Annotated in this window: 26 protein-coding genes and 1 pseudogene; 10 read left to right on the top strand and 17 right to left on the bottom strand. The window is 65.8% G+C overall.

The features are described from left to right. Nucleotides 1–25 precede the first annotated feature (25 nt). On the top strand, nt 26–664 hold the full coding sequence (locus V6B08_RS01990; protein ID WP_440588788.1) for a substrate-binding periplasmic protein: 639 nt from the start codon (nt 26–28) through the stop codon (nt 662–664). A 21-nt stretch (nt 665–685) separates the two neighbouring features. On the opposite strand, the gene gloB is transcribed toward V6B08_RS01990, so the two are convergent. Continuing rightward, a complete protein-coding gene (gene gloB, locus V6B08_RS01985) occupies nt 686–1,459 on the bottom strand; it encodes a hydroxyacylglutathione hydrolase (protein ID WP_440588787.1) in 774 nt (257 codons plus the stop codon). A gap of 59 nt (nt 1,460–1,518) precedes the next feature. On the opposite strand from gloB, the gene V6B08_RS01980 reads away from it, so the two are divergent. Beyond that, on the top strand, nt 1,519–2,283 hold the full coding sequence (locus V6B08_RS01980) for a class I SAM-dependent methyltransferase (protein WP_341977568.1): 765 nt from the start codon (nt 1,519–1,521) through the stop codon (nt 2,281–2,283). On the opposite strand, the gene V6B08_RS01975 is transcribed toward V6B08_RS01980, so the two are convergent. The 3 genes from V6B08_RS01975 to metX are packed head-to-tail and all read right to left on the bottom strand — an operon-like array spanning nt 2,269 to nt 5,353. Further along, the gene (locus tag V6B08_RS01975) at nt 2,269–3,531 is read right to left on the bottom strand and encodes a 50S ribosomal protein L11 methyltransferase (RefSeq protein WP_341977566.1); all 1,263 of its coding nucleotides are present in this window, start codon (nt 3,529–3,531) and stop codon (nt 2,269–2,271) included. The genes V6B08_RS01980 and V6B08_RS01975 overlap by 15 nt on opposite strands. Next, nucleotides 3,528–4,181, bottom strand: coding sequence for a methionine biosynthesis protein MetW (gene metW, locus V6B08_RS01970; RefSeq protein WP_341977564.1), 654 nt, complete (start codon nt 4,179–4,181; stop codon nt 3,528–3,530). The genes V6B08_RS01975 and metW overlap by 4 nt, the downstream gene beginning before the upstream one ends. Further along, entirely contained in the window at nt 4,178–5,353 is a 1,176-nt protein-coding gene (gene metX / locus V6B08_RS01965) for a homoserine O-acetyltransferase MetX (protein WP_341977562.1), read from the bottom strand. The genes metW and metX overlap by 4 nt, the downstream gene beginning before the upstream one ends. A 174-nt stretch (nt 5,354–5,527) precedes the next feature. Between metX and V6B08_RS01960 the strand changes: the two genes are divergently transcribed. The 3 genes from V6B08_RS01960 to V6B08_RS01950 are packed head-to-tail and all read left to right on the top strand — an operon-like array spanning nt 5,528 to nt 8,430. After that, on the top strand, nt 5,528–6,400 hold the full coding sequence (locus tag V6B08_RS01960) for a chorismate mutase (protein WP_341977560.1): 873 nt from the start codon (nt 5,528–5,530) through the stop codon (nt 6,398–6,400). A 12-nt stretch (nt 6,401–6,412) separates the two neighbouring features. Then, nucleotides 6,413–7,498 carry a histidinol-phosphate transaminase gene (gene hisC / locus V6B08_RS01955; protein ID WP_341977558.1) on the top strand — a complete coding sequence of 362 codons (1,086 nt, stop codon included), beginning with the start codon at nt 6,413–6,415 and terminating at the stop codon, nt 7,496–7,498. Continuing rightward, nucleotides 7,495–8,430: a prephenate/arogenate dehydrogenase family protein gene (locus V6B08_RS01950; RefSeq protein ID WP_341977556.1), complete on the top strand. Its 936-nt coding sequence runs from the start codon at nt 7,495–7,497 to the stop codon at nt 8,428–8,430. Before hisC ends, V6B08_RS01950 begins: the two co-directional genes overlap by 4 nt. Before the next feature lies 1 nt (nt 8,431). On the opposite strand, the gene V6B08_RS01945 is transcribed toward V6B08_RS01950, so the two are convergent. Beyond that, nucleotides 8,432–9,505 (bottom strand): DUF2125 domain-containing protein, encoded by a 1,074-nt coding sequence (locus V6B08_RS01945; protein ID WP_341977554.1) that lies wholly within the window; start codon nt 9,503–9,505, stop codon nt 8,432–8,434. A 45-nt stretch (nt 9,506–9,550) separates the two neighbouring features. On the opposite strand from V6B08_RS01945, the gene V6B08_RS01940 reads away from it, so the two are divergent. The 4 genes from V6B08_RS01940 to V6B08_RS01925 are packed head-to-tail and all read left to right on the top strand — an operon-like array spanning nt 9,551 to nt 12,490. Next, the gene (locus tag V6B08_RS01940; protein ID WP_440588786.1) at nt 9,551–10,459 is read left to right on the top strand and encodes a DMT family transporter; all 909 of its coding nucleotides are present in this window, start codon (nt 9,551–9,553) and stop codon (nt 10,457–10,459) included. Beyond that, on the top strand, nt 10,459–11,112 hold the full coding sequence (locus V6B08_RS01935) for a gamma-glutamylcyclotransferase (protein WP_341977552.1): 654 nt from the start codon (nt 10,459–10,461) through the stop codon (nt 11,110–11,112). Before V6B08_RS01940 ends, V6B08_RS01935 begins: the two co-directional genes overlap by 1 nt. 3 nt (nt 11,113–11,115) lie before the next feature. Next, on the top strand, nt 11,116–12,096 hold the full coding sequence (locus V6B08_RS01930; RefSeq protein WP_341977549.1) for an aldo/keto reductase: 981 nt from the start codon (nt 11,116–11,118) through the stop codon (nt 12,094–12,096). 22 nt (nt 12,097–12,118) lie between these two features. Next, nucleotides 12,119–12,490 (top strand): hypothetical protein, encoded by a 372-nt coding sequence (locus V6B08_RS01925; RefSeq protein WP_341977547.1) that lies wholly within the window; start codon nt 12,119–12,121, stop codon nt 12,488–12,490. Between the two features lie 10 nt (nt 12,491–12,500). On the opposite strand, the gene V6B08_RS01920 is transcribed toward V6B08_RS01925, so the two are convergent. From V6B08_RS01920 to ftsE, 12 genes are all read right to left on the bottom strand, one after another. Continuing rightward, on the bottom strand, nt 12,501–13,307 hold the full coding sequence (locus V6B08_RS01920; protein ID WP_341977545.1) for an HvfC/BufC family peptide modification chaperone: 807 nt from the start codon (nt 13,305–13,307) through the stop codon (nt 12,501–12,503). Continuing rightward, nucleotides 13,308–14,132: an MNIO family bufferin maturase gene (gene bufB / locus V6B08_RS01915; protein WP_341977543.1), complete on the bottom strand. Its 825-nt coding sequence runs from the start codon at nt 14,130–14,132 to the stop codon at nt 13,308–13,310. Then, nucleotides 14,132–16,219, bottom strand: a complete 2,088-nt coding sequence (locus V6B08_RS01910; RefSeq protein ID WP_341977541.1) for a ferritin-like domain-containing protein — start codon at nt 16,217–16,219, stop codon at nt 14,132–14,134. The genes bufB and V6B08_RS01910 overlap by 1 nt, the downstream gene beginning before the upstream one ends. Nucleotides 16,220–16,388: 169 nt before the next feature. After that, the gene (locus tag V6B08_RS01905; protein WP_341977539.1) at nt 16,389–17,936 is read right to left on the bottom strand and encodes a class I adenylate-forming enzyme family protein; all 1,548 of its coding nucleotides are present in this window, start codon (nt 17,934–17,936) and stop codon (nt 16,389–16,391) included. Next, nucleotides 17,933–18,583, bottom strand: a complete 651-nt coding sequence (locus V6B08_RS01900) for an HAD-IA family hydrolase (RefSeq protein ID WP_341977537.1) — start codon at nt 18,581–18,583, stop codon at nt 17,933–17,935. The genes V6B08_RS01905 and V6B08_RS01900 overlap by 4 nt, the downstream gene beginning before the upstream one ends. 14 nt (nt 18,584–18,597) lie before the next feature. Next, nucleotides 18,598–19,005, bottom strand: coding sequence for a cyclic nucleotide-binding domain-containing protein (locus V6B08_RS01895; protein WP_341977535.1), 408 nt, complete (start codon nt 19,003–19,005; stop codon nt 18,598–18,600). Nucleotides 19,006–19,058: 53 nt separating this feature from the next. Continuing rightward, nucleotides 19,059–21,386, bottom strand: a complete 2,328-nt coding sequence (locus tag V6B08_RS01890; RefSeq protein ID WP_440588785.1) for an adenosylcobalamin-dependent ribonucleoside-diphosphate reductase — start codon at nt 21,384–21,386, stop codon at nt 19,059–19,061. Nucleotides 21,387–21,471: 85 nt separating this feature from the next. Then, nucleotides 21,472–22,209 (bottom strand): lysophospholipid acyltransferase family protein, encoded by a 738-nt coding sequence (locus tag V6B08_RS01885; protein ID WP_341977530.1) that lies wholly within the window; start codon nt 22,207–22,209, stop codon nt 21,472–21,474. Next, a complete protein-coding gene (locus tag V6B08_RS01880; protein WP_341977528.1) occupies nt 22,209–22,871 on the bottom strand; it encodes a YdcF family protein in 663 nt (220 codons plus the stop codon). The genes V6B08_RS01885 and V6B08_RS01880 overlap by 1 nt, the downstream gene beginning before the upstream one ends. After that, the gene (locus V6B08_RS01875; protein ID WP_341977526.1) at nt 22,868–23,428 is read right to left on the bottom strand and encodes a D-glycero-alpha-D-manno-heptose-1,7-bisphosphate 7-phosphatase; all 561 of its coding nucleotides are present in this window, start codon (nt 23,426–23,428) and stop codon (nt 22,868–22,870) included. Before V6B08_RS01875 ends, V6B08_RS01880 begins: the two co-directional genes overlap by 4 nt. 1 nt (nt 23,429) lies before the next feature. Further along, entirely contained in the window at nt 23,430–24,347 is a 918-nt protein-coding gene (locus V6B08_RS01870; RefSeq protein WP_341977523.1) for a cell division protein FtsX, read from the bottom strand. Continuing rightward, the gene (gene ftsE, locus V6B08_RS01865) at nt 24,344–25,018 is read right to left on the bottom strand and encodes a cell division ATP-binding protein FtsE (RefSeq protein ID WP_341977521.1); all 675 of its coding nucleotides are present in this window, start codon (nt 25,016–25,018) and stop codon (nt 24,344–24,346) included. Before ftsE ends, V6B08_RS01870 begins: the two co-directional genes overlap by 4 nt. Nucleotides 25,019–25,146: 128 nt before the next feature. Between ftsE and V6B08_RS21925 the strand changes: the two are divergent. Further along, a pseudogene (locus V6B08_RS21925) lies at nt 25,147–25,242 on the top strand (MJ0042-type zinc finger domain-containing protein); the annotation flags it as partial. Between the last annotated feature and the right edge of the window lie 89 nt (nt 25,243–25,331).

Here is a 25,331-nt window from a genome sequence, read left to right as displayed (position 1 = left end):
CTATCTGATGGGCAGCGGATCAGAGATGGCAAAGCCGCCCGGCCTTGTCATTGACCTGTTGCGCGAAGCCGCCGGGAATGATTTCCAACTCAGCTTCCGCCGCATCACCGCGCGGCGCATCATCGACGAAGTGCGTTTCGGCCGCGCCGATGTCATCCTTGGCATGCGCGTGACGCCGGAACGCCTGGCCGATCTGCGTTTCCCGATGCGCAATGGCGCCATCGATCCGGATCGCTGGCTGGTGCGGCTGACGCAGTCCTTCTATCGCCTCGAAGGCGGTGCGCTGCAATGGGATGGTCGGCGCCTGAGTCCGGCTGGCGCCACGGTGGGTATGCCGAGTGGCATGGCGATGGGCAGTCTGCTGCGCGATCTCGGCGCCGAGGTGTTGGAATTTTCCACGACGAAGCAGCTTTTCAGCATGTTGGCGGCTGGCCGTTTCAGCGCCGTGGCGACGCTGGATGTGATCGGCGACAGTTTCGCCGGCAACGTCAACGGCCGCCGCATCGAAAAGCTGCAGCCTGCCTTGGAAGAAGCAGATTTCTACATGCCGGTGGCGCCAGCATATTATGCGCGCCATAGCGACAAGGTGGAGGCCCTGTGGCACCGCATGACGACTATGCGCGATGCCAGCTATGCCCGGCTGCTGCCGAAATACCTGGAATAGCCGGCTTAGCCGCGCCAGTGTTCAGCCGCGGAATCCGTCCTTGCGCTTGCGTGTCTCGGCGAACACCGCCACGTCGTCGGCACTTTCAAGGCCCAGGGTGGTGCGCAGATTGGCACTCATCGGCCGCAGGAAGGGATTGGTGGCGCGCTCCTCGCCCAAGGTCGATGGCACGGTCGGCAATCCCTTGGCGCGCGTGGCCTTGATCGCATCATAGCGCGCCAGCAGGGCGCCGTTGCCCGGTTCCACGGTGACGGCGAAGCGCGCATTGCTCTCGGTGTATTCATGCGCGCAATAGATCCGCGTCGCATCCGGGAGACTGAGGAATTTCGACAGGCTGGTCCACATCTGCGCCGCGGTGCCCTCGAACAGCCGGCCGCAGCCGAGCGCGAACAGCGTGTCGCCGCAGAACAGCGCGCCGGCTGCCGTGAACCAATAGGCGATATGGCCGGCAGTGTGGCCCGGCACATCGAATACCTGCGCCACGCTGTCGCCGAGCGCATAGCTGTCACCCTCGCCAAGCTGCAAGGCGATGCCGGGGATGCGCGGTGCTTCGGCGCGCGGCCCGACGATGGCGCAGCCGGTAGCCGCCTGCAAAGCCAGGTTGCCGCCGACATGATCGCCGTGGTGATGCGTGTTCAGCACCACATCGAGCGTCCAGCCGCGCTGTTGCAGTGCCGCCAGCACCGGTTCCGGCACGGCGGGATCGACAACGGCGGTCTTGCCGCTGGCGTTGTCGCGCAGCAGGTAAACGTAATTGTCGTTAAGGACGGGAATTTGCACGATTTCGAGTGTCATGATGCCATTCTATGCCGGAAGGCTCCCGTGCTGAAGTGCCTTCGTGCTAAAGTGCCTTCATGCTGCGCCCCGATGTGATCGACCTGCGCGAATTCTATGGCAGCCGGCTCGGCCAGGCGGTGCGCCGCCTGCTGCGTCAGCGCCTGCGGGCGCTGTGGCCAGATATTCGCGGTTTGCGGCTGCTCGGTCTGGGCTATGCCACGCCGTATCTGCGGCTGTTCGAGGCCGAGGCCGAACGTGTATTGGCGGCAATGCCGGGTCCGCAGGGCGTGGTGCGCTGGCCGCGCGGCCTGCCCGGCCAGCCGACACCCGGCCGTGTCATGCTGGTGGATGAGGAGGAGTTGCCGCTGCCCGATGCCAGCGTCGACCGCATCCTGCTGGTGCATGCGCTGGAGAATGCCGACAATGTCGGCGCCATGCTGCGCGAGGTGTGGCGCGTGCTGACACCGCAGGGCAGGCTGCTGGTGGTGGTGCCGAACCGGCGCGGGCTGTGGGCGCATATCGATGCCACGCCGTTCGGCCATGGCCATCCCTACACACCGCCGCAGCTCACCCGGCTGATGCGCGATGCGCAATTCTCGCCGCTGCAAAGCCGGGGCGCGCTATGGTTCCCGCCCTCCGAACGCAGCTTCATGCTGCGTACCGTGCCAGCTTGGGAAGCGACCGGAGAATGGCTGTGGTCGCGGTTTTCCGGCGTGCTGTTGCTGGAAGCCGAAAAGCAGGTGATCCTGCCGGCGATGCTGAAAAGGCAGCGCGTGCGCCAGCGCAGCTTTGTGCTGCAGCCGCAGCCATCTACCGCTCGCCAGACGCTAGACGAGCTTTAGATCGAAAAACGTATCGGCGCAGGTGAAGTCGGCTTCGATGCTGTCGCCAGCCGTCACCGCACGGTCTTCCGCCTGCCACAGGATCGCCTGGCCCCAGTGATCCATGCAGGGCAGACCGTTGCTCAGATGCGCCGGCCCTGTCGAGACCGGGGTTTCCTCATCCACCCACAGCGTGAACCACAGCGCGAAGGCCTGCAGCTTGCCCGGCGCGGTGATCGGCAGCGTCACGCGGCGTATATCCGGCGTTGACCAATCGGGCGGAGTGCGGAAATCGACGCGCGTCAGTGTCGCCGGCGCGCTGAGCGCGCCATGCGCCACCTGCTCCAGCCGCAGCGTGCTATGGCCGGCGCGGTTGCGGAAACGGTCGAAGGGCGAAAGATCGAAGCCGGCAATGGAGCGCAGCGGCTGCACGGTCCGCTGCTGCGGAATCTCGAGTGCCTGGACATGCACATCGGCATAGGCCGGGATCACCTTGGCGCCGGGTTTGGCCAGGCGCTTCAGCGCATCGCGGAGTGTCGCCAGCACGCCTTCGCCGAGCAAGCCGGCATCGAGTACTTCCGAGACGACCAGATCGGCCATGCCGCCGAGGTCGCGCACGGCATCCAGTTCAGTGGAGCGCTTGGCGATGATGCGGATACGGTCGGCGAGGTTGTTGCGTGCCACGATCTCGGCCGCCGTTTCGGCGATCATCGGATGCGCTTCGCAGGCGGTGACGCTTTTCGCGCCGGCGCGGGCCGCGAACAGGCTCAACAGGCTGGAGCCGGTGCCGATATCCAGCACGCGTTCCGCCCCGCTCGCGGCTTTCGCGATGGCCTTTTCGTAAGCCTGGTTGCGTGCCGTGTCGGCCAGCATCGGAAAATGCCAGGCCGGGATCAGGCGGCTCAAGTAAGCCGAGAGCGCCTCGGCGATATCCTGCCGTTCCGGCGCCACTTTCGCCGCCGCGCGCAAGGCAGTCATTGCCGTGCGGTGGTCGTTGGCTTCTCGGGCGCAATGGCCCAAGGCCAGCAGTACGTCGGGATCCTGGGGGGCATCCTGGGGGTTCAGCTTCACGGCTTCGCTTAAAATCGCCACCGCCTCGCGGAAGCGGTGCAGGCGGTGCAGCAGGAAGCCGTAATTCTTCAGCGCCTCGGTGCGCGGCACGCCGGGCTGTTCGAGTGCTGCGCGGTAGGCAGTTTCGGCTTCGGTCAGGCGCCCGGCCTGATGCAGCGCCAGGGCTTGAGCCAGCGCTTGGTTATGCGCGCTGCTCATCCGGCGCGGCGGCGCAGCAGATACACCGCCTGGGCGCCGAACACGTTGGCGGCAGCGCCCTGCAGGCGCCAGCCTTCGCGGTTGCCCTGGCCATCCACGGCAATGCGCTGTTCCACCACGATGCCGTCGCGCTGGCACAGCTCGTCGAAGTCGCGGATGGTGCAGAGATGGATGTTCTGCGTCTCGTACCAGGGATCGTCCAGCGCCGCCGTCATCGGCATGCGGCCATCCAGCAGCAATTGCAGCCGCACGCGCCAATAGGCGAAATTCGGGAAGGACACGATGGCATGCTTGCCGATGCGCAGCAATTCGCGCAGCACCCGGCGCGGGTTGCGCGTCGCCTGCAGGGTCAGGCTGAGGATGGCATAGTCGAAGGCGGCATCAGGATAGTCGCCGAGATCCGTATCGGCATCGCCCTGGATCACCGACAGGCCGCGCGCCACGCAGGCATTGACGCCCGATTGCCGCACCTCGATGCCGCGCGCATCCACCTTCTTTTCGCGCGAGAGATATTCCAGCAGCATGCCATCGCCGCAGCCGACATCGAGCACGCGGCTCTGCGGTGCCACCATCTCGGCGATCAGCAGCAGGTCGCGGCGGATATCGCGGGTGCGGGCGGCGGGAATCGCCTTGTCAGGCGCGGCGCTCATGACCGTACCCCGTTGAGGCCGCGTGTCTCGGCGCAGCCATCGATGAAGCCCTTGAGCGTGCGGAACATCTCCGGCTCATCCAGCAGGAAGGCATCGTGGCCCTTGTCGGTCTCGATCTCGACAAAGCTGACATTGGCGGCGGCGGCATTGAGCGCGCGCACGATTTCCTTGTTCTCGGAGGTCGGGAACAGCCAGTCGGAGGTGAAGGAGACAACGCAGAAGCGCGTCTTGCTGCCCTGGTAGACGGCGGCGAGGTTGCCGCCGGCCTGGGCCGCGAGGTCGAAATAATCCATCGCTCGGGTGATGTAGAGATAGGAATTGGCGTCGAAACGCTCCACGAAAGTCGAGCCCTGGTGGCGCAGGTAGCTTTCCACCTGGAACTCGGCCTCGAAGCCATAGGTGATCTGCTCGCGGTTCTGCAGGTTGCGGCCGAACTTGCGGTGCAAAGCTGCTTCCGAGAGATAGGTGATATGCGCTGCCATGCGCGCCACCGCCAGGCCGGCGGCCGGCGTGGTGCCATGGTCGTGATAGGCGCCGTTGCGCCAGTCGGGGTCGGAATAGATCGCCTGGCGGCCGACTTCGTGGAAGGCGATGTTCTGCGCCGAATGGCGCGCGGCACAGGCGATCGGCAACGCCGCGAACACGCGGTCGGGGTAGCTCGCAGCCCATTGCAGCACCTGCATGCCGCCCATCGAGCCGCCGATCACCGCGAACAGGTCGCGGATGCCGAGATGGTCGATCAGCATCGCCTGGGCATTCACCATGTCGCGGATGGTGATCAGCGGGAAGCGCAGGCCCCAGGGCTTGCCGGTCGCGGGATCGATCTCGGCCGGCCCGGACGAGCCGATGCAGCCGCCAAGCACGTTGGAGCAGATGACGAAAAAGCGGTCGGTATCGATCACCTTGCCGGGGCCGACCAGTGTCAGCCACCAGCCGGGCTTGCCGGTGATCGGGTGCGTGTTGGCGACATGCTGGTCGCCGGTCAGCGCGTGGCAGATCAGGATGGCATTCGACTTGTCGGCATTCAGCCGGCCATAGGTGGTGTAGGCGAGCGTGAACGGCCCCAGCTCGATACCGCAATCGAGCTTGAGTGGCAGCGTCTCGCCAAGCGACACCTGGTGACCAGGGCCGACCGGGTCGGGCCTGGTAATCTGGGAAGCTTCCGCCGTCATCGCCTTCCAACCAATAAGTGCTGGAAATTCCAGGGGACCGCGCCACGGTCGGCGCGGAGGGGGATGCTTAAGAACAATGGCATGTACTGTCAATGTTTTCTTTGCATTTGGGGCGGGCAGCGAATAAGACTATCCGGCTTTTTGACCCCCCATGTTGTTCACCAAAGTTTCCCTATGACCGAGCATATCGCCAGCCTCGCCGACCTGAGGCACGAGATCGATGTCCTGGACGACCAGATCCAGGACCTGTTGCGGCGCCGCGCCGAAGCCGTTGAGAAGGTGGCGGTGACCAAGCGGGCCAGCGGCGGCGACAACCGCTTCTTCCTGCGTTGCGGCCGCGAGGCGCAGATTCTGCGCCGGCTGCTGGCACGCCAGCATGGGCCGTTGCCCGGTCAGGCCCTGGTGCGCATCAACCGCGAATTGATCGGCGCGCTCTACGACCTGCAGGCGGCGGTGCGCGTGGCGGTGCTGGCGCCGAACAAGTCGGTGGCGCGCTGGGATCTCGCCCGCGACCATTACGGCTCCACCGTGCCGATGCTGCTTTGCGCCACCGCCACCTCGGCGATGCGCGAGATTTCCGCCCAGGCCGCCACCATTGGCGTGATGCCGCTGCCGGAAGATGGCGAAAAGGACCCGTGGTGGCCGATGCTGGCCAACAATGGCGCCGAAACCCCGCGCGTGCTGGCCAAGCTGCCCTTCCTGCCCAATCCGCGCGGCCGGCTGGCAGACCTCAAGGCGCTGGTGATTGGCCGCTGTCCGCCGGAGGCTTCGGGCGACGACCGCAGCCTGGTGGTGTTGCAGATGATTGGCGCCGGCCTCAGCCTGGCGCGGCTCGGCAGTCTGCTGACCCAGGCTGGCATTGCCGGCCAGGTGCTGGCGCAGCAGACCAGCGGCGGCCAGGATGCCCGCCTGCTGCTGGATATCGCCGGATTCCACGATGAAACCAGCACGGCGCTGGCGGGCTTGCGTGCCGCCGCGCCGGATATGATCCAGGATCTCACCGTGATCGGCGCCTATGCGGTGCCGATGGCGGAACCAGTTGCGTGAAGGAGTGAGCCCGTGACCGCGCCCAAGCCCAATGCCGGCATCCTCAATATCACCCCCTACAAGGGCGGCGAAGCCGCCGTGGCGGGCGTGACCGATGTGCGCAAGCTGTCGTCCAACGAAACCCCGCTCGGGCCGAGCCCGAAGGCGATTGCCGCCTACAAGGCGGTGGCCGATGAACTGCACCGCTATCCCGATGGCGCCGTCGACAAGCTGCGCCAGGCGATTGCGCAGCATCATGGCCTGCCGGCCGATAATATCATCTGCTCGAATGGTTCGGACGAGCTGATCGCGCTGATCTGCAATGCCTATTGCGGCCCGGGCGACGAGGTTCTGTATTCCCGCCACGGCTTCCTGATGTATCCGATTGCCGCCATGGCGCGCGGCGCCACGCCGGTGACGGCAGAGGAAACCAACCTCACCACCAATGTCGATGCGCTGCTCGCCAAGGTCAGCCCGCGCACCCGCATCGTCTTCCTCGCCAATCCGAACAACCCGACCGGCACCTATATCTCGGCGGCCGAACTGCGCCGCCTGCGCGAAGGGCTGCCCGATGGTGTGCTGCTGGTGGTGGATGCGGCCTATGCCGAATATGTCAGCCGCAACGACTATTCCTCGGGCGAGGAACTGGTGCGCGAGCGCGATGACACCATCATGACCCGCACCTTCTCGAAGATCTACGGCCTTGCCGCTCTGCGGCTCGGCTGGGCCTATGCGCCGGAAAGCATCATCTCGGTGCTGAACCGGGTGCGCGGCCCGTTCAACGTCAACGCCCCGGCCCAGGCCGCCGGCGCCGCCGCGCTCTCCGATATGGCGCATATCGACAAGGCCCGTGCCCATAACGACACCGAATTGCCGCGCGTCACCAAGGGTCTGGAAGCCATTGGCCTCAAGGTGGTGCCGAGCGTCGGCAACTTCCTGCTGATGCGTTTCCCCAAGGGCGTGGAGCAAGCCAAGCAGGCGGATGAATTCCTGCGCGGCCGTGGCCTGATCCTGCGCGCCATGGCCGGCTATGGCCTGGCCGATTGCCTGCGCCTCACGCTCGGCACCGTGGAAGAGAATGACCGCGTGCTGGCGGCGCTGGCCGATTTCGTGAAATGAGCCAGGCTGCTCTGCCGTTCAAGCGTCTCGCGATCATCGGCATCGGCCTGATCGGTTCCTCCATTGCCCGCGCGGCGCGTGAGTTTGGCCAGGCCGAGCGCATCGTCACCGCCGATCAATCGGCGCAACATCGCGAGCAGGCACTGCAGCTTGGCGTGGTCGACGAGGCTTATGCCGATGCGGCGGAAGCGGTGCGCGGCGCCGATCTGGTGATCATCTGCGTGCCGCTTGGCGCCTATGCCGGCGTGGCGCAAGCGATGGCGCCGGGCCTCTCTGCCGGCTGCATCGTTTCCGATGTCGGTTCCTCGAAGCAGTCGGTGATCCGCGATGTAGCGCCGCATCTGCCCGCCGGCGTGCAGTTCATTCCCGGCCATCCGGTGGCTGGCACCGAGCATTCCGGTCCCGCCGCCGGTTTCGCCGCCCTGTTCAAGGGCCGCTGGTGCATCCTGACGCCGCCAGAGGGCAGCGACGCGGCGGCGCTGGCCAGGCTCTCCAGTTTCTGGTCGGCCTTCGGCAGCAAGGTGGAAGTGATGGATGCGCGGCACCATGACCTGGTGCTGGCGATCACCAGCCATGTGCCGCATCTGATCGCCTACAATATCGTCGGCACCGCCGATGACCTGCAGATGGTGACGCAGTCGGAAGTGATCAAATATTCCGCCGGCGGCTTCCGCGACTTCACCCGCATCGCGGCGTCCGATCCCACCATGTGGCGCGACGTCTTCCTCAACAACAAGGAAGCGGTGCTCGACATGCTGCAACGCTTCACCGAGGATCTCACCGCGCTGCAGCGCGCGATCCGCTGGGATGATGGCGATACGCTGTTCAAGCTGTTCAGCCGCACCCGCGCCATCCGCCGCGCCATCATCGATGCCGGCCAGGAAACCAACGCGCCAGATTTCGGCCGCACCGGTTCAGCGGACAAGAAGTAGGCTATTTCTTCGTATTGAGAAGCGGCTCCAGCGGAAACAGCGGCACATTGGCAATGCTCAATCTGCCGTCCTGTGCGGTCAGCGGCAGCGGCAGATAAGGCTCGGTGCCCGCCGGGTCCCGCTTGTGCAAAGCCACCAGGGCGGCCTTGGCCGCGGCTGCCTCGCGCGGCTGCATCTTGCCTGCGGCCACCAGCGCGTCGATGCCGGCGGGGGCGCCCAGCAGCTTGCCGCCCATGGCGCCGAGCGGACGGAATTGCTTGTCGATGGTCAGCGAGCCGTCGCCGCTCAGCTTCACGGCATTCCAGTTCAGCACCACGGTGTTGAACTCGATGACGCCGCCGGCATCGCGCCAGCCGGCCAGGGTATCTTCCAGGCTGTTGCCGACCCAGGGGCCGGTCTGGCGGCCTACCAGATTGAGTTCCTGCACGCTGCGGCCAAGCGGGCCATCGAAGCTTGCCGGCAGCGTCAGGCCGTTGACCTGCAACGCCACATCCTGCATTGGCGGCACATTGCCGGCCTGGCGCAGATGCACCTGCAGCCGCTGTGCCTCGAAACCCTGCAAGGCATCGCCGAAACGCGCGCCCTGGATGTCGGCGGCGAAACGCAGCCAGCGGTCGGCGCCATCCAGCACCAGGCTGGCGCGGCCGCGCTCCGGCACCAGGCTCAGCACATGGCTGCCGCTGCCGTCACGCCAGGTGAAAGCCTGGCGGCCGAACAACTCGAACACGATATGCTGGCTGCTCCACAATTGCTGATGCGCCACTAGCGTTTCCGCTTCGACGCGCCAGCCCGCCGGCTTTGGCTCGGTCAAGCTGATGCCATCCAGCCGCAGGCTGAGGCGATAGGGGAAGCCGCCGCGCTGCATCGAGGCATAGGTGAAATCGCGGCCCTGGGCGCGCTGTGCCGCCTGGAAAGCCTGCACGCCGGCCTCGACGCGGCCGATCAGCAGGCTCCAGACCGCGTAATAGCCGAGCAGGCCGCCAAGGATGGCACCGGCGAGGAAAACGAAGCGTAGGCGCATGGTCGCAGTATAGCCGCGCTGCCCTGCTGCCTCCATGGCTTGCGGGCGCGGCATATCGGCGCGATGATCCGGCAAAACTCAAGGAAACGCCTCGCCCTCATGACCAGTTCCCGTACAAATGGCACGGTCGCCACCGGGTCTGTTGCTACCTTGGCGCTTGCCGCCATGCCTGCCGTGTTCGTGCTGCTGTGGTCCACCGGTTTCATCGGCGCCAAGCTCGGTCTGCCCTATGCCGAGCCGATCACGTTCCTGATCATCCGTTTCGCCAGCGTCACCGTGCTGCTGGCCTTGTTCGCGGCTGTCACCCGCGCGCCCTGGCCGAAAAGCTGGGCCGAGGCCGGCCATATCGCGCTGGCCGGGCTGCTGCTGCAGGCGGTCTATCTCGGCGGCGTTTTTGCCTCGATCCATCACGGCGTGCCGGCCGGTATTTCGGCGCTGATTGTCGGTATCCAGCCGCTGCTGGTGGCCGCCGCCGCAGGGCCGTTCCTGGGTGAGCAGGTGACGGCGCGGCAATGGGCCGGCCTGGTGCTGGGCTTGGGTGGCGTGGTGCTGGTGGTCTGGACCAAGCTCGATCTTGGGGTCGGCAGCGCGCTCGGCTACGGCCTCTCGGTACTGGGCCTGCTGGGTATCACGCTCGGCACGCTGTATCAGAAACGCTTCTGCCCGCGGCTCGACCTGCGTAGCGGCAATGCCATCCAGTATGCCGTCACCACCCTGGCGCTGGCGCCGTTCGCGCTGGCCTTCGAGACGCGGCAGGTGATCTGGAGCGGAGAATTCCTGTTCGCGCTCGGCTGGCTCTGCATCGTGCTGTCGCTCGGCGCCATTTCGCTGCTGTTTGTGCTGATCCGGCGCGGTGCCGCCGCCCAGGTCTCCAGCCTGTTCTTCCTGGTGCCGCCCTGCACGGCGGTGGTGGCATATTTCCTGTTCGGTGAGACGCTCAGCCTGTTGGCCCTGTTCGGCATGGGCGTTACCATGCTCGGCGTCGCTCTGGTGAATCTGAAACGCTGATGCCGAAACGTCCTGCCATCCCCTTCGATGCCGAACCGCCGCTGCCGGGCGAAACGGCGCCGGCCTTTCCGCGTGTCAGCGTGCCGAAGGGCGAGGCCCTGTGGGTGTTCGGCTATGGCTCGCTGATGTGGGATCCAGGCTTTCCGCATCTCGATGCGGTGACGGCGCGGCTCTGGGGTTATCACCGCGCCTTCTGCGTCTGGTCGCACCGCTATCGCGGCACGCCGGAAGCGCCGGGCCTGGTGCTGGGGCTGAAGCCCGGCGGCTCCTGTGTCGGCCGTGCCTTTCGCGTGCGCAAGGCCGACGAGGCCCCGGTGATCGACTATCTCTACCGCCGCGAGATGCTCACCGGCGTCTACCGGCCCGGCTTCCATAATGCGGCAATCAATGGCGAGCGCCGCCGCGTGCTGGCCTTTGTCGCCGATCCGCACCATGTGCAATATGCCGGGCGCTTAAGCGAGAAACAGGCGGCACGCGTCATCGCGCAATCCTGCGGCCAGCGCGGCCCCAATGCCGATTACCTGCGCAACACCGTGGCGCATCTCGATGCGCTGGGCATAAATGACGGGCCGCTGCATTTACTGCAGCAGGATGTGCAGAAGCTCTGCGCCCGCCAGACTAAAACGAATCTGGCGAAAACGAAGGGAACCTGACCGATGGATATGCTGCGCCTTGGAACCACCGGCATGATGGTGTCGCGCCTCTGCCTCGGCTGCATGACCTATGGCGATCCGAAATGGCGCTCCTGGGTATTGCCGGAGGCGGAAAGCGAGCCGTTCTTCCGCCAGGCGGTGGAAGCCGGCATCAATTTCTTCGATACGGCGGATGTCTATTCCATCGGTGTGTCGGAGGAAATCACCGGCCGCATGCTGAAGAAATTCACCAAGCGCAGCGAAACCGTGCTGGCGACAAAGGTGTATAACCCGATGGGCTCCGGCCCGAACCGCCGCGGCCTGTCGCGCAAGCATATCATGGCGGCCATCGATGCCTCGCTGAAACGGCTTGGCACCGATTATGTCGATCTCTACCAGATCCACCGCTACGATCCAAACACGCCGATCGACGAGACGCTGGAGGCGCTAAACGATGTGGTGCGCGCCGGCAAGGCGCTCTATATCGGCGCCTCCTCGATGTATGCTTGGCAGTTCATGGATGCACTGCATCGCCAGAAGGCGAATGGCTGGGCGCGGTTCGTGGCGATGCAGAACCATTACAATCTGGTCTACCGCGAGGAGGAGCGCGAGATGCTGCCGCTCTGCCGCGCCAACGGTATCGGCGTCATTCCGTGGTCGCCGCTGGCGCGCGGCTTCCTCGCCGGCAACCGCCTGAAGCAGGGCTGGGGTGATACCGAACGCGCCAAGACCGACGACATCGCGCAGCGCATGTATTACCAGCCGGGTGATTTCACCATCGCCGAGCGCGTGTCGGAACTGGCGCAGAAGCGCGGCGCCAAGCCGGCATCGGTGGCTCTGGCCTGGCTGCTGGGCAGGCCCGGCGTCACCGCGCCGATCATCGGCGCCAGCAAGCCGGGCCATTTCGACGATGCGCTGGCGGCGCTGAAAATCACCTTGAGCGCTGATGAGATGGCCTTCCTGGAAGAGCCGTACAAGCCGCACCCGGTGCTGGGGCATTCGTGATGCCGAAGCGGGAGCGTCTATAATGCAGGAAGTGAATCTCGCACTGCTGGCCGGCACATTGCTGTTCTCGCTGTTCGGCGCCATCACGGCGGTGCGCTATGAAACCGGCCCCAGCGAGGGCCGCCGGCTGGCGCGCTATGGCTGCAACGTGCTGGCGCTGGTCTGCGGCTTCGGCCTGGGCCAGGGTGTCGCCGGGGCGCTGCCGGCCTATCTGCCGGAAGACCTTGCCAGCTTCTGGACCTCCATCGCCATGCTGGCCAATCTGGCACTGTCATTCATCGGCGCTTTCGCCGCGATGGCCCTGGTGCAGATGATTGAACATCCACTGCGGCTGAAGAACGGCCTAGCCCCGATGCCCTACCGCCTGGTGCGCTTCGACCTGCTGCGCTGGTAAGCGCGACGTTCTAATCGCGCAGGGCCAGTATCTGCGCCTGCTGCGCCAGCGGCGCCCACAGCAGCAGCTTCGCCAGGATCGCGGCCGGCTCGCGCCTGAGCCGGCGGCCGGCGATCACGGCACAATCATGCAGGCTGCGCGGCCCGCTTTGCGCGGCACGCAGGGCATGGAAAGCCCAATCCTCGATCTCATGCGCCGCCAGCCGCCAGTCGCGGCGCGCGATCATGGCGTAATGCAGCGGCGCGTTATGTGAGGTGGCAATGCGGCTGTCGCCATCCGGCGCGGCGGCGATCCAGCTTTGCAGCACTGCCAGCGGCTGGCGCAGCAGCAGCGGTCGCGTGCTGGGCGGTAGATGCAGCAGCATGGCGGGATGCGCGGTGATGGTTTTCGCCCGGATATCCTCCAGGCCCTCGGCACGCATAGCTTCGTTCCAGTGCCGCTCGAAACGGGCGAGGTCGAGCGCCAGCGTGAGGGAGGCATCGCGCCGCTGGCCACGCTGCGTCTTGCGCAGGAAGCCGGGGAAAGCGGCGCCGAGCGCATAGAGGCTATGGGCGCGCGGCGGCATGCTGCGGATATAGGCTTCGGCAAGCTGGTTGAACAATGCCTCGCCCAGCAGCCGCGCCAGGCCGGGATGATCCGCTTGCAGGCATTGCAGCAGCCGCAGCCGGTAGGCATCGACATAGATTTCCAGGCGTGTCTCGGCATCACCAGCCGGTGGCGGTGCCACGATCTCGGCGGTGTCTGGCTGCAGCGTGATGTCGGGCCGCAGCAGCCGCAGCAGGAACCAATGCTGAAGCTGGGCCAGATCCGGTGTCATTCAGGCCGCCCAGGCCTTGGCGAGTTCCGCCAGCAGGTCGTCATAGCTCGGCAGCTGCGCATCCCATTCCAGCAAGGTGGCGACGCCGCCGGTAAGCTGTTGCGCCAGGCGGTAGAGCGTCCAGACCTCATCGCGCACCGGATGGTCATGGGTATCGATCAGATGCGTGCCGCAATCGGTGGCGCCGGCGAGATGCAGTTGCACGATGCGCGCCGACGGCAGGGCACGGATGTAACCTTCTGGATCGAAGCCATGATTGCGGCCCGAGACATAGACGTTGTTGACATCCAGCAGCAGGCCGCAATCGGCGGCTTCCGCCAGCCGGGCAAGAAATTCCCATTCCGGCATGCTGTCCTGGCGGAAACGCAGGTAGCTGCTGGGATTCTCAAGCACCAGGCGCTGGCCCAGCACATCCTGAGCTTCGGCTACCCGCGCGGTGACATGGCGCAGCGAGGCTTCGGTGAGCGGGAGTGGCAGCAGGTCATGGCTGTTATGGCCGCCCAGGCTGGTCCAGCAGAGATGATCGGAAACCCATGGTGCGTGCAGTTCGGCCGCCAGCCGTTTCACGTCGCGCAGGTATTCGAGATCGAGTGGATCGCTGCCGCCGATCGACAGCGTCACGCCATGCAGCACAATCGGCGTGGTCTCCGCCAGGCGGTTGACCGCCTGGCGGAGATAGCCGCGATGCCCGAGCAGATTCTCGGTGATGACCTCGAACCAGTCGACCCGGGCACCCTTGGCCATGATGGCCGGTAGATGCTCCTGGCGCAGGCCGAGGCCATAGCCGAGCTGCGGCAGGCCCAGTCTGGGAGAGACAGCCCGCATCAGGTCGAGGGAGGCAGCGCCACACGCAGGTTCGAGGGCGCCGGCTTGGTCGGTGTGATGCCCTTGGTCTGCATCACCTGGGAATAGGCTTCCCAGGCGATGTCGAACACCGCGTCGCCCAACGCGAAGGGAATCGTGCCGAGCTTCTGCGGCGTGTCGCCAAACAGGTTGTAGACCTGCATGGTGCCGGATTCCGGATAGAGCTGCGAGGCCGAGATCGGCACGGCGCAGCCGCCCAGTGTCTGGCAGGCATTGTCGCCCGGCGCTGAATACACCGTCGGTCCTGGCGGTGGCGGTGTCGGGCCGCCACAGGTGCCGCCCACCGGGCTGCCGCAGGCAGCAGGCCGTGCCGACATGCGCGGCTTGCGCACACGCCGCGCCGCCACGGCGGAACAGGTCTGCGGGCTGCCGGTATCCGGCTGCGCGAAGCCACAGCCGCCCTGGCCGGAACAGGCATTGGTGCCGCGACAGGAATGGAACACCGAGACAGTGCCGCAGCTCGGGTTGGCCGGCGGGCTCTGGTAGTTGAGGCCCTGGCAGGCGCTGGGCGAGCGGCCCGGTTCGGGCGTCGGCGTCAGGCCCTGCGAGAGATTAGGCTCGCTGTTTGCCGCCCAGCACATGGTCATGCGGTCGCCGGCGCCGACCATCGCCGGATAGGGGAAGCCAGCGGACTGGCTCTGCCAGTAGAGGTTCAGGCCCATGGTAACGCCGGCGATGGCGCCGGTGACCACGGTATTGAGCAGGCTGGCCTCGCCGCTCAGCGCGTTCAGCGCATCGGCCACCTGTTGCGTGCTCGGGATATTGGTCGGCGGGCTGGGATTGGGCGGTGTGGTGGTGAGCAAGGCCGCTGTCCAGCTATTGCCGGCGGCGAACCAGGCCGGGAAGGTGACCACGCCGCCGGCCGCCACCAGACTCTGCAACTGGGTGAAGATTTCGAAATGCGTGGTGGCGCCCCAGGTGCCGCGCGCCGTGGCATCGGCCGATTGCGGTGCCTGGCTGCCATCGGAATTGTAGGACGGATAGTCGAAGGCGAGGTTCTGTTCGTCGGGCTGGAATACCGGATCGACGCCGCCATCATCCTGCGGCGCCTTCACGCTGCGTAGCGCGGCGCGCGCCTTCGGTGGCAGCAGGCGGGCCAGGCTGGCGCCGCTCTGGCCGGCACCTTCGCCCTGGCTGGTGATGCCCAGGATCATGTCCACCGCCTGGGCCAGCGCGGCGAGCGGCTGAGAGGCGCTCACCGTGGCCGACATCAGCGGATATTCCGCGTGATGCGACGTGCTGGTGCTGTTGAACATGTCCTGCTGCACGCTGCCGGCCACGAACATCTTCTCGAACAGCGTCTGGCCATCGGTATAGACCATGGTGATGTACTGCATGTAGCAGTAGTACATCCAGCCGATGGTGCCGAAGAGCGGCAGGTCCTGCTCGGTCATCGTCGCGGTCCAGCCGGCGAAAGGCGCGGTGGGGAAATACTTCGTGCGCGCCGCCGGCTGGATATTGTTCAGCGCCGTCGCGTGATCCTGCTCGATCAGTTCGAAAAGCTGCGTCTGCGGCACGGTCAGCGCCGCCAGATTCACCGCCAGGGTGTTATAGGGCGCCACCAGGTCGGTGAGGTTCACGATATGCGGAATCACGGTGTTGCTGGCGCCATAGCAGGTCCAGCCGCCATTGCTGGTCTGCAAAGCCGCGCTGGTGAAACTCGGCTGCACGCCGAGCGCGGAAGCGATATTGGCGGCGAGCTGGAGATGCAGCATCTCCTCGATGAACACCGCGAAGATGGCATTATAGGCCTGCTGGTTTGGCGTCGTGGCGGTGGCCGACGTGCTCATGCCCGGCCAGGCGCGGCCTTCGTAGTAGGAAATGCCGCTGGCATTGATCTCATGCACGCCCTGCAGCGAGGTCATCGCCGCCATATAGAGCGGGATGGTGAACAGTTCGACATTGATTGCCGCCTGGGCCATTGCCTTGGCGGCGGCAGTATCGGCCGCGAGGTTGGACAGCGGGCGGTTGATGATCGGCACGGGAACCGGCGGCAGGGCGCCGAAGCCGGAAGAGGGTTTGCCGGTGCCGGTGGGGCTGGTGGACATGGATTCCTCCCGTAATGGATGAAAAGTTGCCAAGAAAATGGATACACAACCAGTAGACACTAGTATTTGGTGTGTTTAAAGAGAAATTATATTATATTACGATAGTATGGGCGTATGCAGCTTTGCCCGGCAAAATGCCGGCAGCAGCAGCCCGAAGGGCGGGGATGGTCTAGGCCAGTTTACGGCTGAAGCTGTCGCGCAATTCGCGCTTCAGCACCTTGCCGATAGCACTGCGCGGCAGGCTGTCGAGGATTTCCACCGCTGCCAGCCGCTGCGTCTTGCCGAGCTGCGCATTGGCATGGGCAAGCAACTGATCGGCGCTGGCGGTGGCGCCGGGCTTCAGCACCACGAAGGCCACCGGCGTTTCGCCCCAGCGTTCCGATGGCATGCCGACCACGGCGGCTTCCGCCACATCGGCGTGGCTGCGCAGCACCAGTTCAAGGTCGCTCGGATAGACGTTGAAGCCGCCGGAAATGATCATGTCCTTCTTGCGGTCCATCAGCGTCAGGAAGCCATCGGCATCGAAGCGGCCCATATCGCCGGTGCGGATGAAGCGGCGGCCCTGGCTGTCATACCATTCGGCTTCGGCGGTCTTGCCCGGCTGCTTGTGGTAGCCGACCATGACCGTGCCGGAATGGCCGACAATCTCGCCGACTTCGCCGGGAGCGACTTCGTTGCCCTGTTCGTCGATCAGGCGGATATCGTGGCCCGGCGCCGGCTGGCCGACGGTGTGCAGCTTGTCGGGAAAGGCATGGGCCTGCAGGATGCAGGTGCCACCGCCTTCGGTCATGCCGTAATACTCGATCAGCTTGCCCGGCCAGCGTTTCACCACATCGGCCTTCAGCGCGGCATTGAACGGCGCGCTGGTGCAGAACTTGGCCTCGAAGCTGGAAAGATCGTAGCGGTCGAAATCCGGATGCTGCATCAGGCGGCTGTATTGCACCGGCACCAGCATGGTGTGGGTGACGCGATGCTGCTGCGCCAAATCGAGATAGGCCTTCACCTCGAATTTCGGCATCAGCACCACGGTGCCGCCCCAGCCGAGCGCCGGGAAGAAGATCACCAGCGTGGTATTGGAATAGAGCGGCGTGGACAGCAGCGCCACTGTACGCTCGGTATTGTAGCCGTTGATCGCAGCGCGCTGCACATGCGACCAGCGCATCTTGTGCGGCTGGATGATGCCTTTCGGCGTGCCGGTGGTGCCGGAAGAATAGATGATGTTGAACGGTGCATCGGGATGCACGTCCACGGCTGCAGGCTTTGCGCCCAAAGGTGCCAGCCAGGCCTCGAATGCAGCCGTATCCAGGCGCACGCGGCGTGCCTTCACCTGAGGCATCACGCCAGACATGGCTGCCTCATTGGCGCCATCAAGGAACAGGATCGCCGCATCGGCATCGGCGGTCATCGCCGCCAGACTCTCAGGCGTGGAAGACGGCGCCAGCGGCGCCACGGCCGCGCCAGCGCGCAGCGCACCGAGGAACACGGCGGCATATTCAATCGACGTGCCGGCAGCAATGGCGATGGCGCCACCTGGGCCGATGCCATCGCGCTGCAGCGCGGCGGCGATGCGGTCCATCAGTGCATCCAGCGCGGCGAAATCCAGTTGCCGCTCGCCTTCGATCAGCGCGATGCGCTGCGGCCGCTCGGTGGCATGGGCGCGGATCAGGTCGGTGACGGTGCCGTAATCACGGCTAAGCTGGTCGAGGGCGCTGCTCATGGAAACTCCATGCCGATATGGCGGCTGAGTTCCTGCAATGCCACATCCGGGTCGCCCACCTTGATGGTGCGCATGCCCATGGCCGCCGCCGGTTTCAGGTTGATACCGAGATCGTCGAGGAATACCGCTTCCGTGGGCTGGATGCCGAGTAGGTCGCAGGCCGCCTGGTAGAAGGCCGGCTCGGGCTTGCGGACGCCAATCTTGCTCGATTCCACCACGGCATCGAACAGGGTCATCACCTCGGCAATCGCAGCGGCGCGGTCGGCACGCAAGGCCATGCCGGGGCCATGGCCCAGCGGCATGTTATTGGTCAGGCAGGCGACCTTGAAGCGGGTTTTCACCTGCTTCAGCGCCGCCACCATGCGTGGGCGCAAGTCGCCGGAGATCAGCGGCAGGATCTCGCTGCCATGCAGGGCGTGGCCCAAGGCGGTGCTCTCGGCCAGGAATAATTCACCGAAGCCGGCGGCATCAGTCTCGCCGCGTTCGAAACGGGCCCAGGCATTGCTGTCGGGATTGCGGCTATTGACGCCGCGGATGAAATCCCTGGGCAGGCCGCGTTCGGCTTCGAAGCGGCGGAAGGCCTCGAACGGGCTGCTCAGGATCACGCCGCCGAAATCCCACAACACCGCCCGGATGTTCGCGCTCATGCCTGCCCGGATAGTCATGCCTGTTTGTCCTTACCGGAAACGTCGAAATAGAAGGTGTCCTGTGGCAGCAGCCGGGGCAGCGGCTCAGTGGTCTGGCGCAGGTTGCGGGTCAGGATGTTGATCAGCTTGCGCAGGAACGGATCGGCGCGTTCCAGCTTCACCTTCAGCAGCACGCCAGGCACCATCTGCACGAAGGTCTCGTCCATGGCGGTGGCATTGGCCGAACGCGGCTGATCGTCGATCAGCGCCATCTCGCCAAACAGGCCGCCGCGCTCCACTTCCGCCAGCACCACGGTCTTGCCGCCCTCGCTGCGCCAGATGCGCACGCGGCCTTCCTCGACGAAATAAAGGCAGTCGCCCTCATCCCCTTGCGTGAAGATCGGCGTTCCGGGCAGGAAATGGCGGCGTTGTATCTCAGGCACGATTGCTTATTTCAGGCAAAGCTGGGGTTTCCTCGGCCCCAACTATAGCGAGGTCAGCCGCACTTGCTATAGCCGCAGGCGGTGCAGGTGTCGCAGCCCTCGGCCTTGATCAGGCTGGGCTGGCCGCATTTTGGGCATTGCCGCAGCCCGGCCATAGAACGCGGCGCTGCTTCGCCGGTGTTTTGCGCCACCAGCGGGATCACCACCATGTCGCCGGCCGGCTGTTCCGGGCCGCTGATGAAGCCGATATCGATCAGGTGGCGCTCGATCACCTCGCCGATGGCGGCCAGCAGCGAGGGGATGTAGCGCCCGCCCATCCAGTGGCCGCCGCGCGGATCGAACACCGCCTTCAGTTCCTCGACCACAAAGCTGACATCGCCGCCACGCCGGAACACCGCCGAGATCATGCGGGTCAACGCCACGGTCCAGGCGTAATGCTCGGTATTCTTGGAATTGATGAACATCTCGAAAGGCCGCCGGCGGCCATCCTGCACGATGTCGTTCACCGTGATGTACATGGCGTGCTCGGAATCCGGCCAGGTGATCTTGTAGGTCTTGCCGGGGAGCGCCTCGGGGCGGTCCAGCGGCCGTGTCATGTAGACCACGCCACTGCCGCTCAGGGCAGTAGGCGGCGTCGCATTGCTGGCCGCCACGGCGGCTGGGCGCTGCGCCGGGACCAGCGGCAGTTCCGCCTGCTGTGCTTTCGTTGCTACCTTGCCGGTTGCCTTCTTCACGCTCAGCACCGACCCGGTCACTTCATTCGGGCGATAGGTGGTGCAGCCCTTGCAGCCGCTGTCATAGGCCAGCGCGTAGACATCCTTGAACGCCTCGAAGGCGATGTCTTCCGGCAGGTTGATGGTCTTGGAAATCGAGCTGTCGATGTATTTCTGCACCACAGCCTGCACCCGCACATGGTCGGCGGGTTGCAGCACCTGGGCATCGACGAAGGCTTCGGTCAGCGGCGCATCCTCGCCCTTGATCTGGCGGTAGAGGCGCAAGGCATAGTCGCTTACTTCCTCCTCGCGGCGGCTGCCATCCGGCATCAGCACATTGCGGCTGTAGCTGAAGGCAAAAACCGGCTCAAGGCCCGAAGAGATGTTGTCGGCGAACAGCGAGATGGTGCCGGTCGGCGCGATCGAGGTCAGCAGCGCGTTGCGAATACCATGCGCGCGAATGCCGGCGCGGATGTCGTCGGGCAGTTCGCTCACCGTCTCGCCGGCGAGATAGGCCTCGGCATCGAATAGCGGGAAGGGGCCTTTCTCGCGCGCCAGTTCCACCGAGGCACGGTAGGCGGCATCGCGGATTTCGCGAAGCCAGGTCTCGATCAGCGCCAGTGACTTTGGCGAGCCATAGCGCGCGCCGCAGAGGATCAGCGCATCGGCAAGCCCGGTGACGCCAAGCCCGATGCGGCGCTTCATCCGCGCCTCGGCGGCCTGGGCTTCGAGCGGAAAGTTCGACACGTCGATGGTGTTGTCCATCATGCGCACGGCAATCGCCGTCAGGCGGCGCAGCTCGTCGAGATCCAGCGCAGCGTCTTCCTCGAAGGGTTGCCGCACCAGGCGTGCCAGGTTCAGCGAGCCGAGCAGGCAGGCGCCATAGGGCGGCAAAGGCTGCTCGCCGCAGGGATTGGTGGCGCTGATGGTCTCGCAGTAATGCAGGTTGTTGCGCCGGTTGATGCGGTCGATGAAGATCACGCCCGGCTCGGCATAGGCGTAGGTGGCGCGCATGATGCGCTCCCACAGATCGCGGGCCTGCACGGTTTTATAGGTGGTGCCGTTGAAACGCAGTTCCCAGGGCTGGTTCTGCCGCACCGCCTGCATGAAGGCATCGGTCACCAGCACCGAGAGATTGAACATGCGCAGCCGGCCCGGCTCCTGCTTGGCGGCGATGAAGGCCTCGATATCGGGATGGTCGCAGCGCATCGTCGCCATCATGGCGCCGCGGCGATGACCTGCGGACATGATGGTGCGGCACATGGCGTCCCACACATCCATGAAGCTCAACGGACCCGAGGCATCGGCACCGACGCCCTTGACCAGCGCGCCGCGCGGCCTGAGCGTCGAGAAATCGTAGCCGATGCCACCGCCCTGCTGCATGGTCAGCGCGGCTTCCTTCAGATGCTCGAAGATGCCGCTCATGTCGTCCGGGATGCTGCCCATGACGAAACAGTTGAACAGCGTCACCTTGCGCCCGGTGCCGGCCCCGGCGACGATGCGCCCGGCCGGCAGGAAGCGAAAATCGGACAGCGCCTCATAGAAGCTGCCTTCCCAGGCCTTGGGATCGGCTTCCGGCACCGCCAGGGCAGCCGCAATACGCCGCAAGGTATCCTCGATGGTGTGATCCAGAGGATGCCCGTCCGGGCCTTTCAGGCGATATTTCATGTCCCAGATCTGCTGGGAAATTGGTGCGGTCAGCGGCATGGGGATATGGTACCGCCCGGGCGCCTCGAGTCAACAGAATGTTCTATTATTGTTTCTGTAACGATTCCCGCGTCTCGGCTTCCAGCCGGGCATTGGCGGTCTCGATCCGGCCGGTCAGTTCAGCCATGAAGGCCTCGCGCTTGAGGCCGGGCGGGATCGGTTCCAGGAATTGCAGCCGGATCACGCCGGGCGGCCGGCGCCAGCCATGTTTCGGCCAGAAGAAGCCGGAATTCAGCGCCGCCGGCACCACCGGCAAACCGGTTTCGCGGTAGATCGCCACCACGCCGGGCTGGTAGGGCGCTGCCTCGCCCGGCAGGGTGCGGGTGCCCTGGGGGAAGATGATCAATACTCGGCCCGCTTCGGCAGCCGCACGGCAGGCGCGCAGCATTTGCTTCAGGGCTGCGCCGCCGCCATCGCGGTCCACCGGCACCATGCCCAGCACCTTGGTGAACCAGCCATAGACCGGGATGCGCAGCAATTCCTGCTTGATGACGATGCAGGGATTGTCGAACAGCGCCAGAACCACGGAGGTATCCCACAGCGACTGGTGCTTGGCCGCCAGGATGAACGGCCCCTGGGGCAGGTTCTCGCGGCCCTCGAAGCGGCAATCGATACCGGCGATGATTTTGAGCAGCACATTCACGCCATGCGCCCAGAACCGGCTGATCGGCTTGACCATGCTCTGCCAGCGCAACGCCAGCAGCGGCATGCTGAGGATCGCCACGGTGGCGGTGAACAGCAGGAAGCTGGCCTGGAACAGCAGCGAGCGGATCAGCAGCAGCATCAGGAATCCGCCTTCAGCCAGTCGTCGATCTGATCCTCGATGCGCATGCGGATCAGGGCAGCGACATATTTGCTGTATTCGCCAAGCAGGAACAGGCCGTCGGCGCGGCGGCGCCACCAGGCTTCCACGCGCAGGAAATCCGGGCGCACCGGATGCGGCAGGATAGTGGTGTTGCCGGCCAGGCGGCGGAACTCCACCAGGGCACGGGGCATGTGGTAATTCGCCGTCACCAGCCGCAGCGAATGCATGTCGCGGCCCATCGCCCAGGCCAGGGCCTCCACCGCGTTGCCGGCCGTGTCGGTGGCCTCGAAGCCGAGATCGACGCAGCATTCGAACAGCGCCGGCACGTCGATGCCGGGGCGGTCGGGCCGCGCCAGCAGATGCTCCGGCAGGCTCTGGCTCAAGGATTGCGCCAGACTGGCCTTGCTGGCGCCAGTGCTGACGCCGGAAATCAGCAGCCTTTCGGCCAGGCCGGCATCAAGCAGCCGGATGGCGGTGCTGAGCCGCGCGCTGCCGCCGGTCAGTACCACGATGCCATCGGTGCGCTGGTCCAGCGGCGGTTCGGGCAGCTTGGCCACCGTATCGACGAAGCGCATCAGGCCGCCGACCAGCAGCAGGCCTAGCACCAGGACAACAAGCAGCAGCCGGCGCATCAAGGTCATAGCGGGGCCACCTCGATTCCCTCGGCCAGCAGCCGTTCCGCCGCCTCTGCCAGATTGTCGAACACCGCCACTGGCAGCACGCTGTCGCTCAGGCCCTTGGCCAACGTCGCGGCGCCCTTGCCGCTGCGCACCAGGATGCGGCGGCAACCGGCGGCCTTGGCGGCCTGCATGTCGGTATCGGTGTCGCCGATGAACACGGTGTCGGCGGCAGCGTGGCGGAACATCGCCATCGCTTCGCGCGGCATGCCGGGACCGGGCTTGCGCCGCTCGGTCTGCGCCCAGGGCGGATCCGGCGCGAACAGGATATGGTCGATGCGCGCGCCATCCCGGGCAATGTGGTCGCGCAGATGATCGTGGATGCGGCCCAGCATCGCTTCGTCGATGATGCCCTTGCCGATGCAGGCCTGGTTGGTGCACAGCACCACCGGCCAGCCGCGCGCATTGAAGCTGGCGATGGCCGGGCCGATGCCGACAATCGGCACGAATTCGGCGGGTGACTTCACGTAGTCCGCGCGGTCCTCGTTCAGCACCCCATCGCGGTCGAGCAGAATCAGCATCTCACAGCATCCGTTTCAAATCGCCCAGCACGGTCAGGCGCGCGGTGATCACCGCCAGCACCTGGGCGCTCAAAGGCAGCAGCAGCAGCAGGAACCAATGCCACCAGGCGAGCGAGAAGCCGGGCAGCAGGCCGCTGCCGACATTCGCCGCCAGCACCTGGATCAGCAGCAATATCACCGCCGCCGCCAGCCAGCCGCCGCTGCCGCCCAGGAAGGCCAGGCGCGAGACATGGCGCTGGAATTGCCGCGCCACATAGGCATCCTCGGCGCCGATCAGGTGCAGCAGTTCGATGGTGCCGCGCCGTGCCGCCAGGCCCGCACGGGTGGCGAAGATCACCATGGCCGCCATCGCCAGGCCGACCAGCAGCACGATGCTGAGGCCCAGGCCCTGCAGCAGCCGCGCCAGCCGCACCAGTTGATCCAGCCAGGGCTTCGGGTCGTCGAGCCGCGCGCCGGGGGCGGCGCGCTCAAGCTGGGCGGCCAGGGCCGATACCGAGAGCGAGGCATTGGGGTCGAGTTCGACATCGATCACGCCGGGCAGCGGCAGCCCGGCGCCGGCGGCCGCTTCGCCGAGCCAGGGGCGCAGCAGGGCTTCCACGTCGCTGCGGCCAAGGGCCTCGGCGCGGCGCACGCCCGGCGTCGCCCGCAAAGCGGCCAGCGCCGCCTCCACGCGCTGCGCCATGGCCGTACCGCCGGGGCGGTCGGCAAGCTGCACCGTGAGGCGGCTGGATACCCCCTGGCGCCAGGACGACACCGTGCCGTCCAGCGCCAGAGCGCCGGCCAGGGCCAGGGCAGCCAGGAACACCATCACCGCCAGGGCCCAGGGCAGGAAGCGCGCCGAGGCATCGGCTGCAAGCTGCAGATCGGAAGGCGGCCGTCCGGTCTTGATCGGTGCGGGTTTGGGCGTGGCCTGGTTCATGCCACCGCCCCCACCGGCTGCACCTGCACCTGGCCGCCGTGCAGCTTCAGGATCGGGAAGCGGAAACGGTCCAGCAGGTGAATATCGTGGGTCGCCAGCACCACCGCCGTGCCGCTCTTGTTCAATTCGACGAACAGATACATCAGGCGCTGCGCCATGTCGGGATCGACATTGCCGGTTGGCTCGTCGGCCAGGAGCAGGCTTGGCCTGGCAATAACCGCCCGGGCGATGGCGACGCGCTGCTTCTCGCCGCCCGAAAGCGTGGCCGGGCGGGCCTCCAGCCGGTCGCCCAGGCCGACCCAGGCCAAAAGCTCGGTGCAATGCTCAACAACCCGGTTTTCCGGCACCCCGGCGATGCGCAGCGGCAACGCCACGTTGTCCAGGGCGCTCAGATGATCAAGCAGACGGAAATCCTGAAACACCACGCCGATGCGGCGGCGCAGCAGCGGCAGGGTGTCGCGGCCGGCTGCCGCCACATCCTGGCCGAACATGGTTATCAGGCCGCGACTCGGGCGGTGGGCCAGATACATCAGCTTCAGCAGCGAGGTTTTGCCGGCGCCGCTGGGGCCGGTCAGGAAGTGGAACGAGCCGGGCGCGAGGTCAAAGCTGACGTCGCGCAGCACCTCCGGCCCGGGCCCATACCGCATCCCGACATTCTGAAACCGCACCACGGCGCCCGCATCTCCAGAAAAAACCCGGTCAGGTCCTATGCTTGCAAGCGCAGACCTGTCCGTCCTATAAGGGAAAATAGCAAAACGCAAAAGGGCAACGGCGCAGCACAAGCGGCCAGTTGTATGGCATGATCCTCACCTGCCCAAACTGCGCCACGCGTTTCAGCGTCGATGCGGCCTCCTTCGGGGGCATGGAACGCAAGGTGAGGTGCAGCGTCTGCCGCCACATCTGGCGCCAGGAGCCGTTGCCTGAGCCGGAGCCGCCGGCACCCCCGCCGCCGCCGGAACCGCCGCCGCCCCCACCGCCACCACC

The organism is Ferrovibrio sp. MS7 (assembly GCF_038404985.1).
Lineage (GTDB): Bacteria > Pseudomonadota > Alphaproteobacteria > Ferrovibrionales > Ferrovibrionaceae > Ferrovibrio > Ferrovibrio plantarum.
The sequence above is the reverse complement of the archived record's forward strand: the minus strand, read 5'-3'. Positions and strand labels throughout refer to the sequence as shown.

Coding starts and splice junctions, on each gene's coding strand:
- V6B08_RS01910 (WP_341977541.1), bottom strand. CDS start 16,219: ATGTCCACCAGCCCCACCGGCACCGGCAAACCCTCTTCCGGCTTCGGC.
- metW (WP_341977564.1), bottom strand. CDS start 4,181: ATGAGCGCCGCGCCTGACAAGGCGATTCCCGCCGCCCGCACCCGCGAT.
- V6B08_RS01990 (WP_440588788.1), top strand. CDS start 26: ATGGCAAAGCCGCCCGGCCTTGTCATTGACCTGTTGCGCGAAGCCGCC.
- V6B08_RS01880 (WP_341977528.1), bottom strand. CDS start 22,871: ATGACCTTGATGCGCCGGCTGCTGCTTGTTGTCCTGGTGCTAGGCCTG.
- V6B08_RS01920 (WP_341977545.1), bottom strand. CDS start 13,307: ATGACACCGGATCTGGCCCAGCTTCAGCATTGGTTCCTGCTGCGGCTG.
- metX (WP_341977562.1), bottom strand. CDS start 5,353: ATGACGGCGGAAGCTTCCCAGATTACCAGGCCCGACCCGGTCGGCCCT.
- V6B08_RS01900 (WP_341977537.1), bottom strand. CDS start 18,583: ATGAGCGCGAACATCCGGGCGGTGTTGTGGGATTTCGGCGGCGTGATC.
- V6B08_RS01930 (WP_341977549.1), top strand. CDS start 11,116: ATGGATATGCTGCGCCTTGGAACCACCGGCATGATGGTGTCGCGCCTC.
- V6B08_RS01905 (WP_341977539.1), bottom strand. CDS start 17,936: ATGAGCAGCGCCCTCGACCAGCTTAGCCGTGATTACGGCACCGTCACC.
- gloB (WP_440588787.1), bottom strand. CDS start 1,459: ATGACACTCGAAATCGTGCAAATTCCCGTCCTTAACGACAATTACGTT.
- V6B08_RS01875 (WP_341977526.1), bottom strand. CDS start 23,428: ATGCTGATTCTGCTCGACCGCGATGGGGTGCTGAACGAGGACCGCGCG.
- V6B08_RS01960 (WP_341977560.1), top strand. CDS start 5,528: ATGACCGAGCATATCGCCAGCCTCGCCGACCTGAGGCACGAGATCGAT.
- V6B08_RS01980 (WP_341977568.1), top strand. CDS start 1,519: ATGCTGCGCCCCGATGTGATCGACCTGCGCGAATTCTATGGCAGCCGG.
- V6B08_RS01870 (WP_341977523.1), bottom strand. CDS start 24,347: ATGAACCAGGCCACGCCCAAACCCGCACCGATCAAGACCGGACGGCCG.
- V6B08_RS01890 (WP_440588785.1), bottom strand. CDS start 21,386: ATGAAATATCGCCTGAAAGGCCCGGACGGGCATCCTCTGGATCACACC.
- V6B08_RS01975 (WP_341977566.1), bottom strand. CDS start 3,531: ATGAGCAGCGCGCATAACCAAGCGCTGGCTCAAGCCCTGGCGCTGCAT.
- V6B08_RS01885 (WP_341977530.1), bottom strand. CDS start 22,209: ATGCTGCTGCTGATCCGCTCGCTGCTGTTCCAGGCCAGCTTCCTGCTG.
- bufB (WP_341977543.1), bottom strand. CDS start 14,132: ATGCGGGCTGTCTCTCCCAGACTGGGCCTGCCGCAGCTCGGCTATGGC.
- V6B08_RS01945 (WP_341977554.1), bottom strand. CDS start 9,505: ATGCCGCGCCCGCAAGCCATGGAGGCAGCAGGGCAGCGCGGCTATACT.
- V6B08_RS01935 (WP_341977552.1), top strand. CDS start 10,459: ATGCCGAAACGTCCTGCCATCCCCTTCGATGCCGAACCGCCGCTGCCG.
- V6B08_RS01950 (WP_341977556.1), top strand. CDS start 7,495: ATGAGCCAGGCTGCTCTGCCGTTCAAGCGTCTCGCGATCATCGGCATC.
- V6B08_RS01925 (WP_341977547.1), top strand. CDS start 12,119: ATGCAGGAAGTGAATCTCGCACTGCTGGCCGGCACATTGCTGTTCTCG.
- V6B08_RS01940 (WP_440588786.1), top strand. CDS start 9,551: ATGACCAGTTCCCGTACAAATGGCACGGTCGCCACCGGGTCTGTTGCT.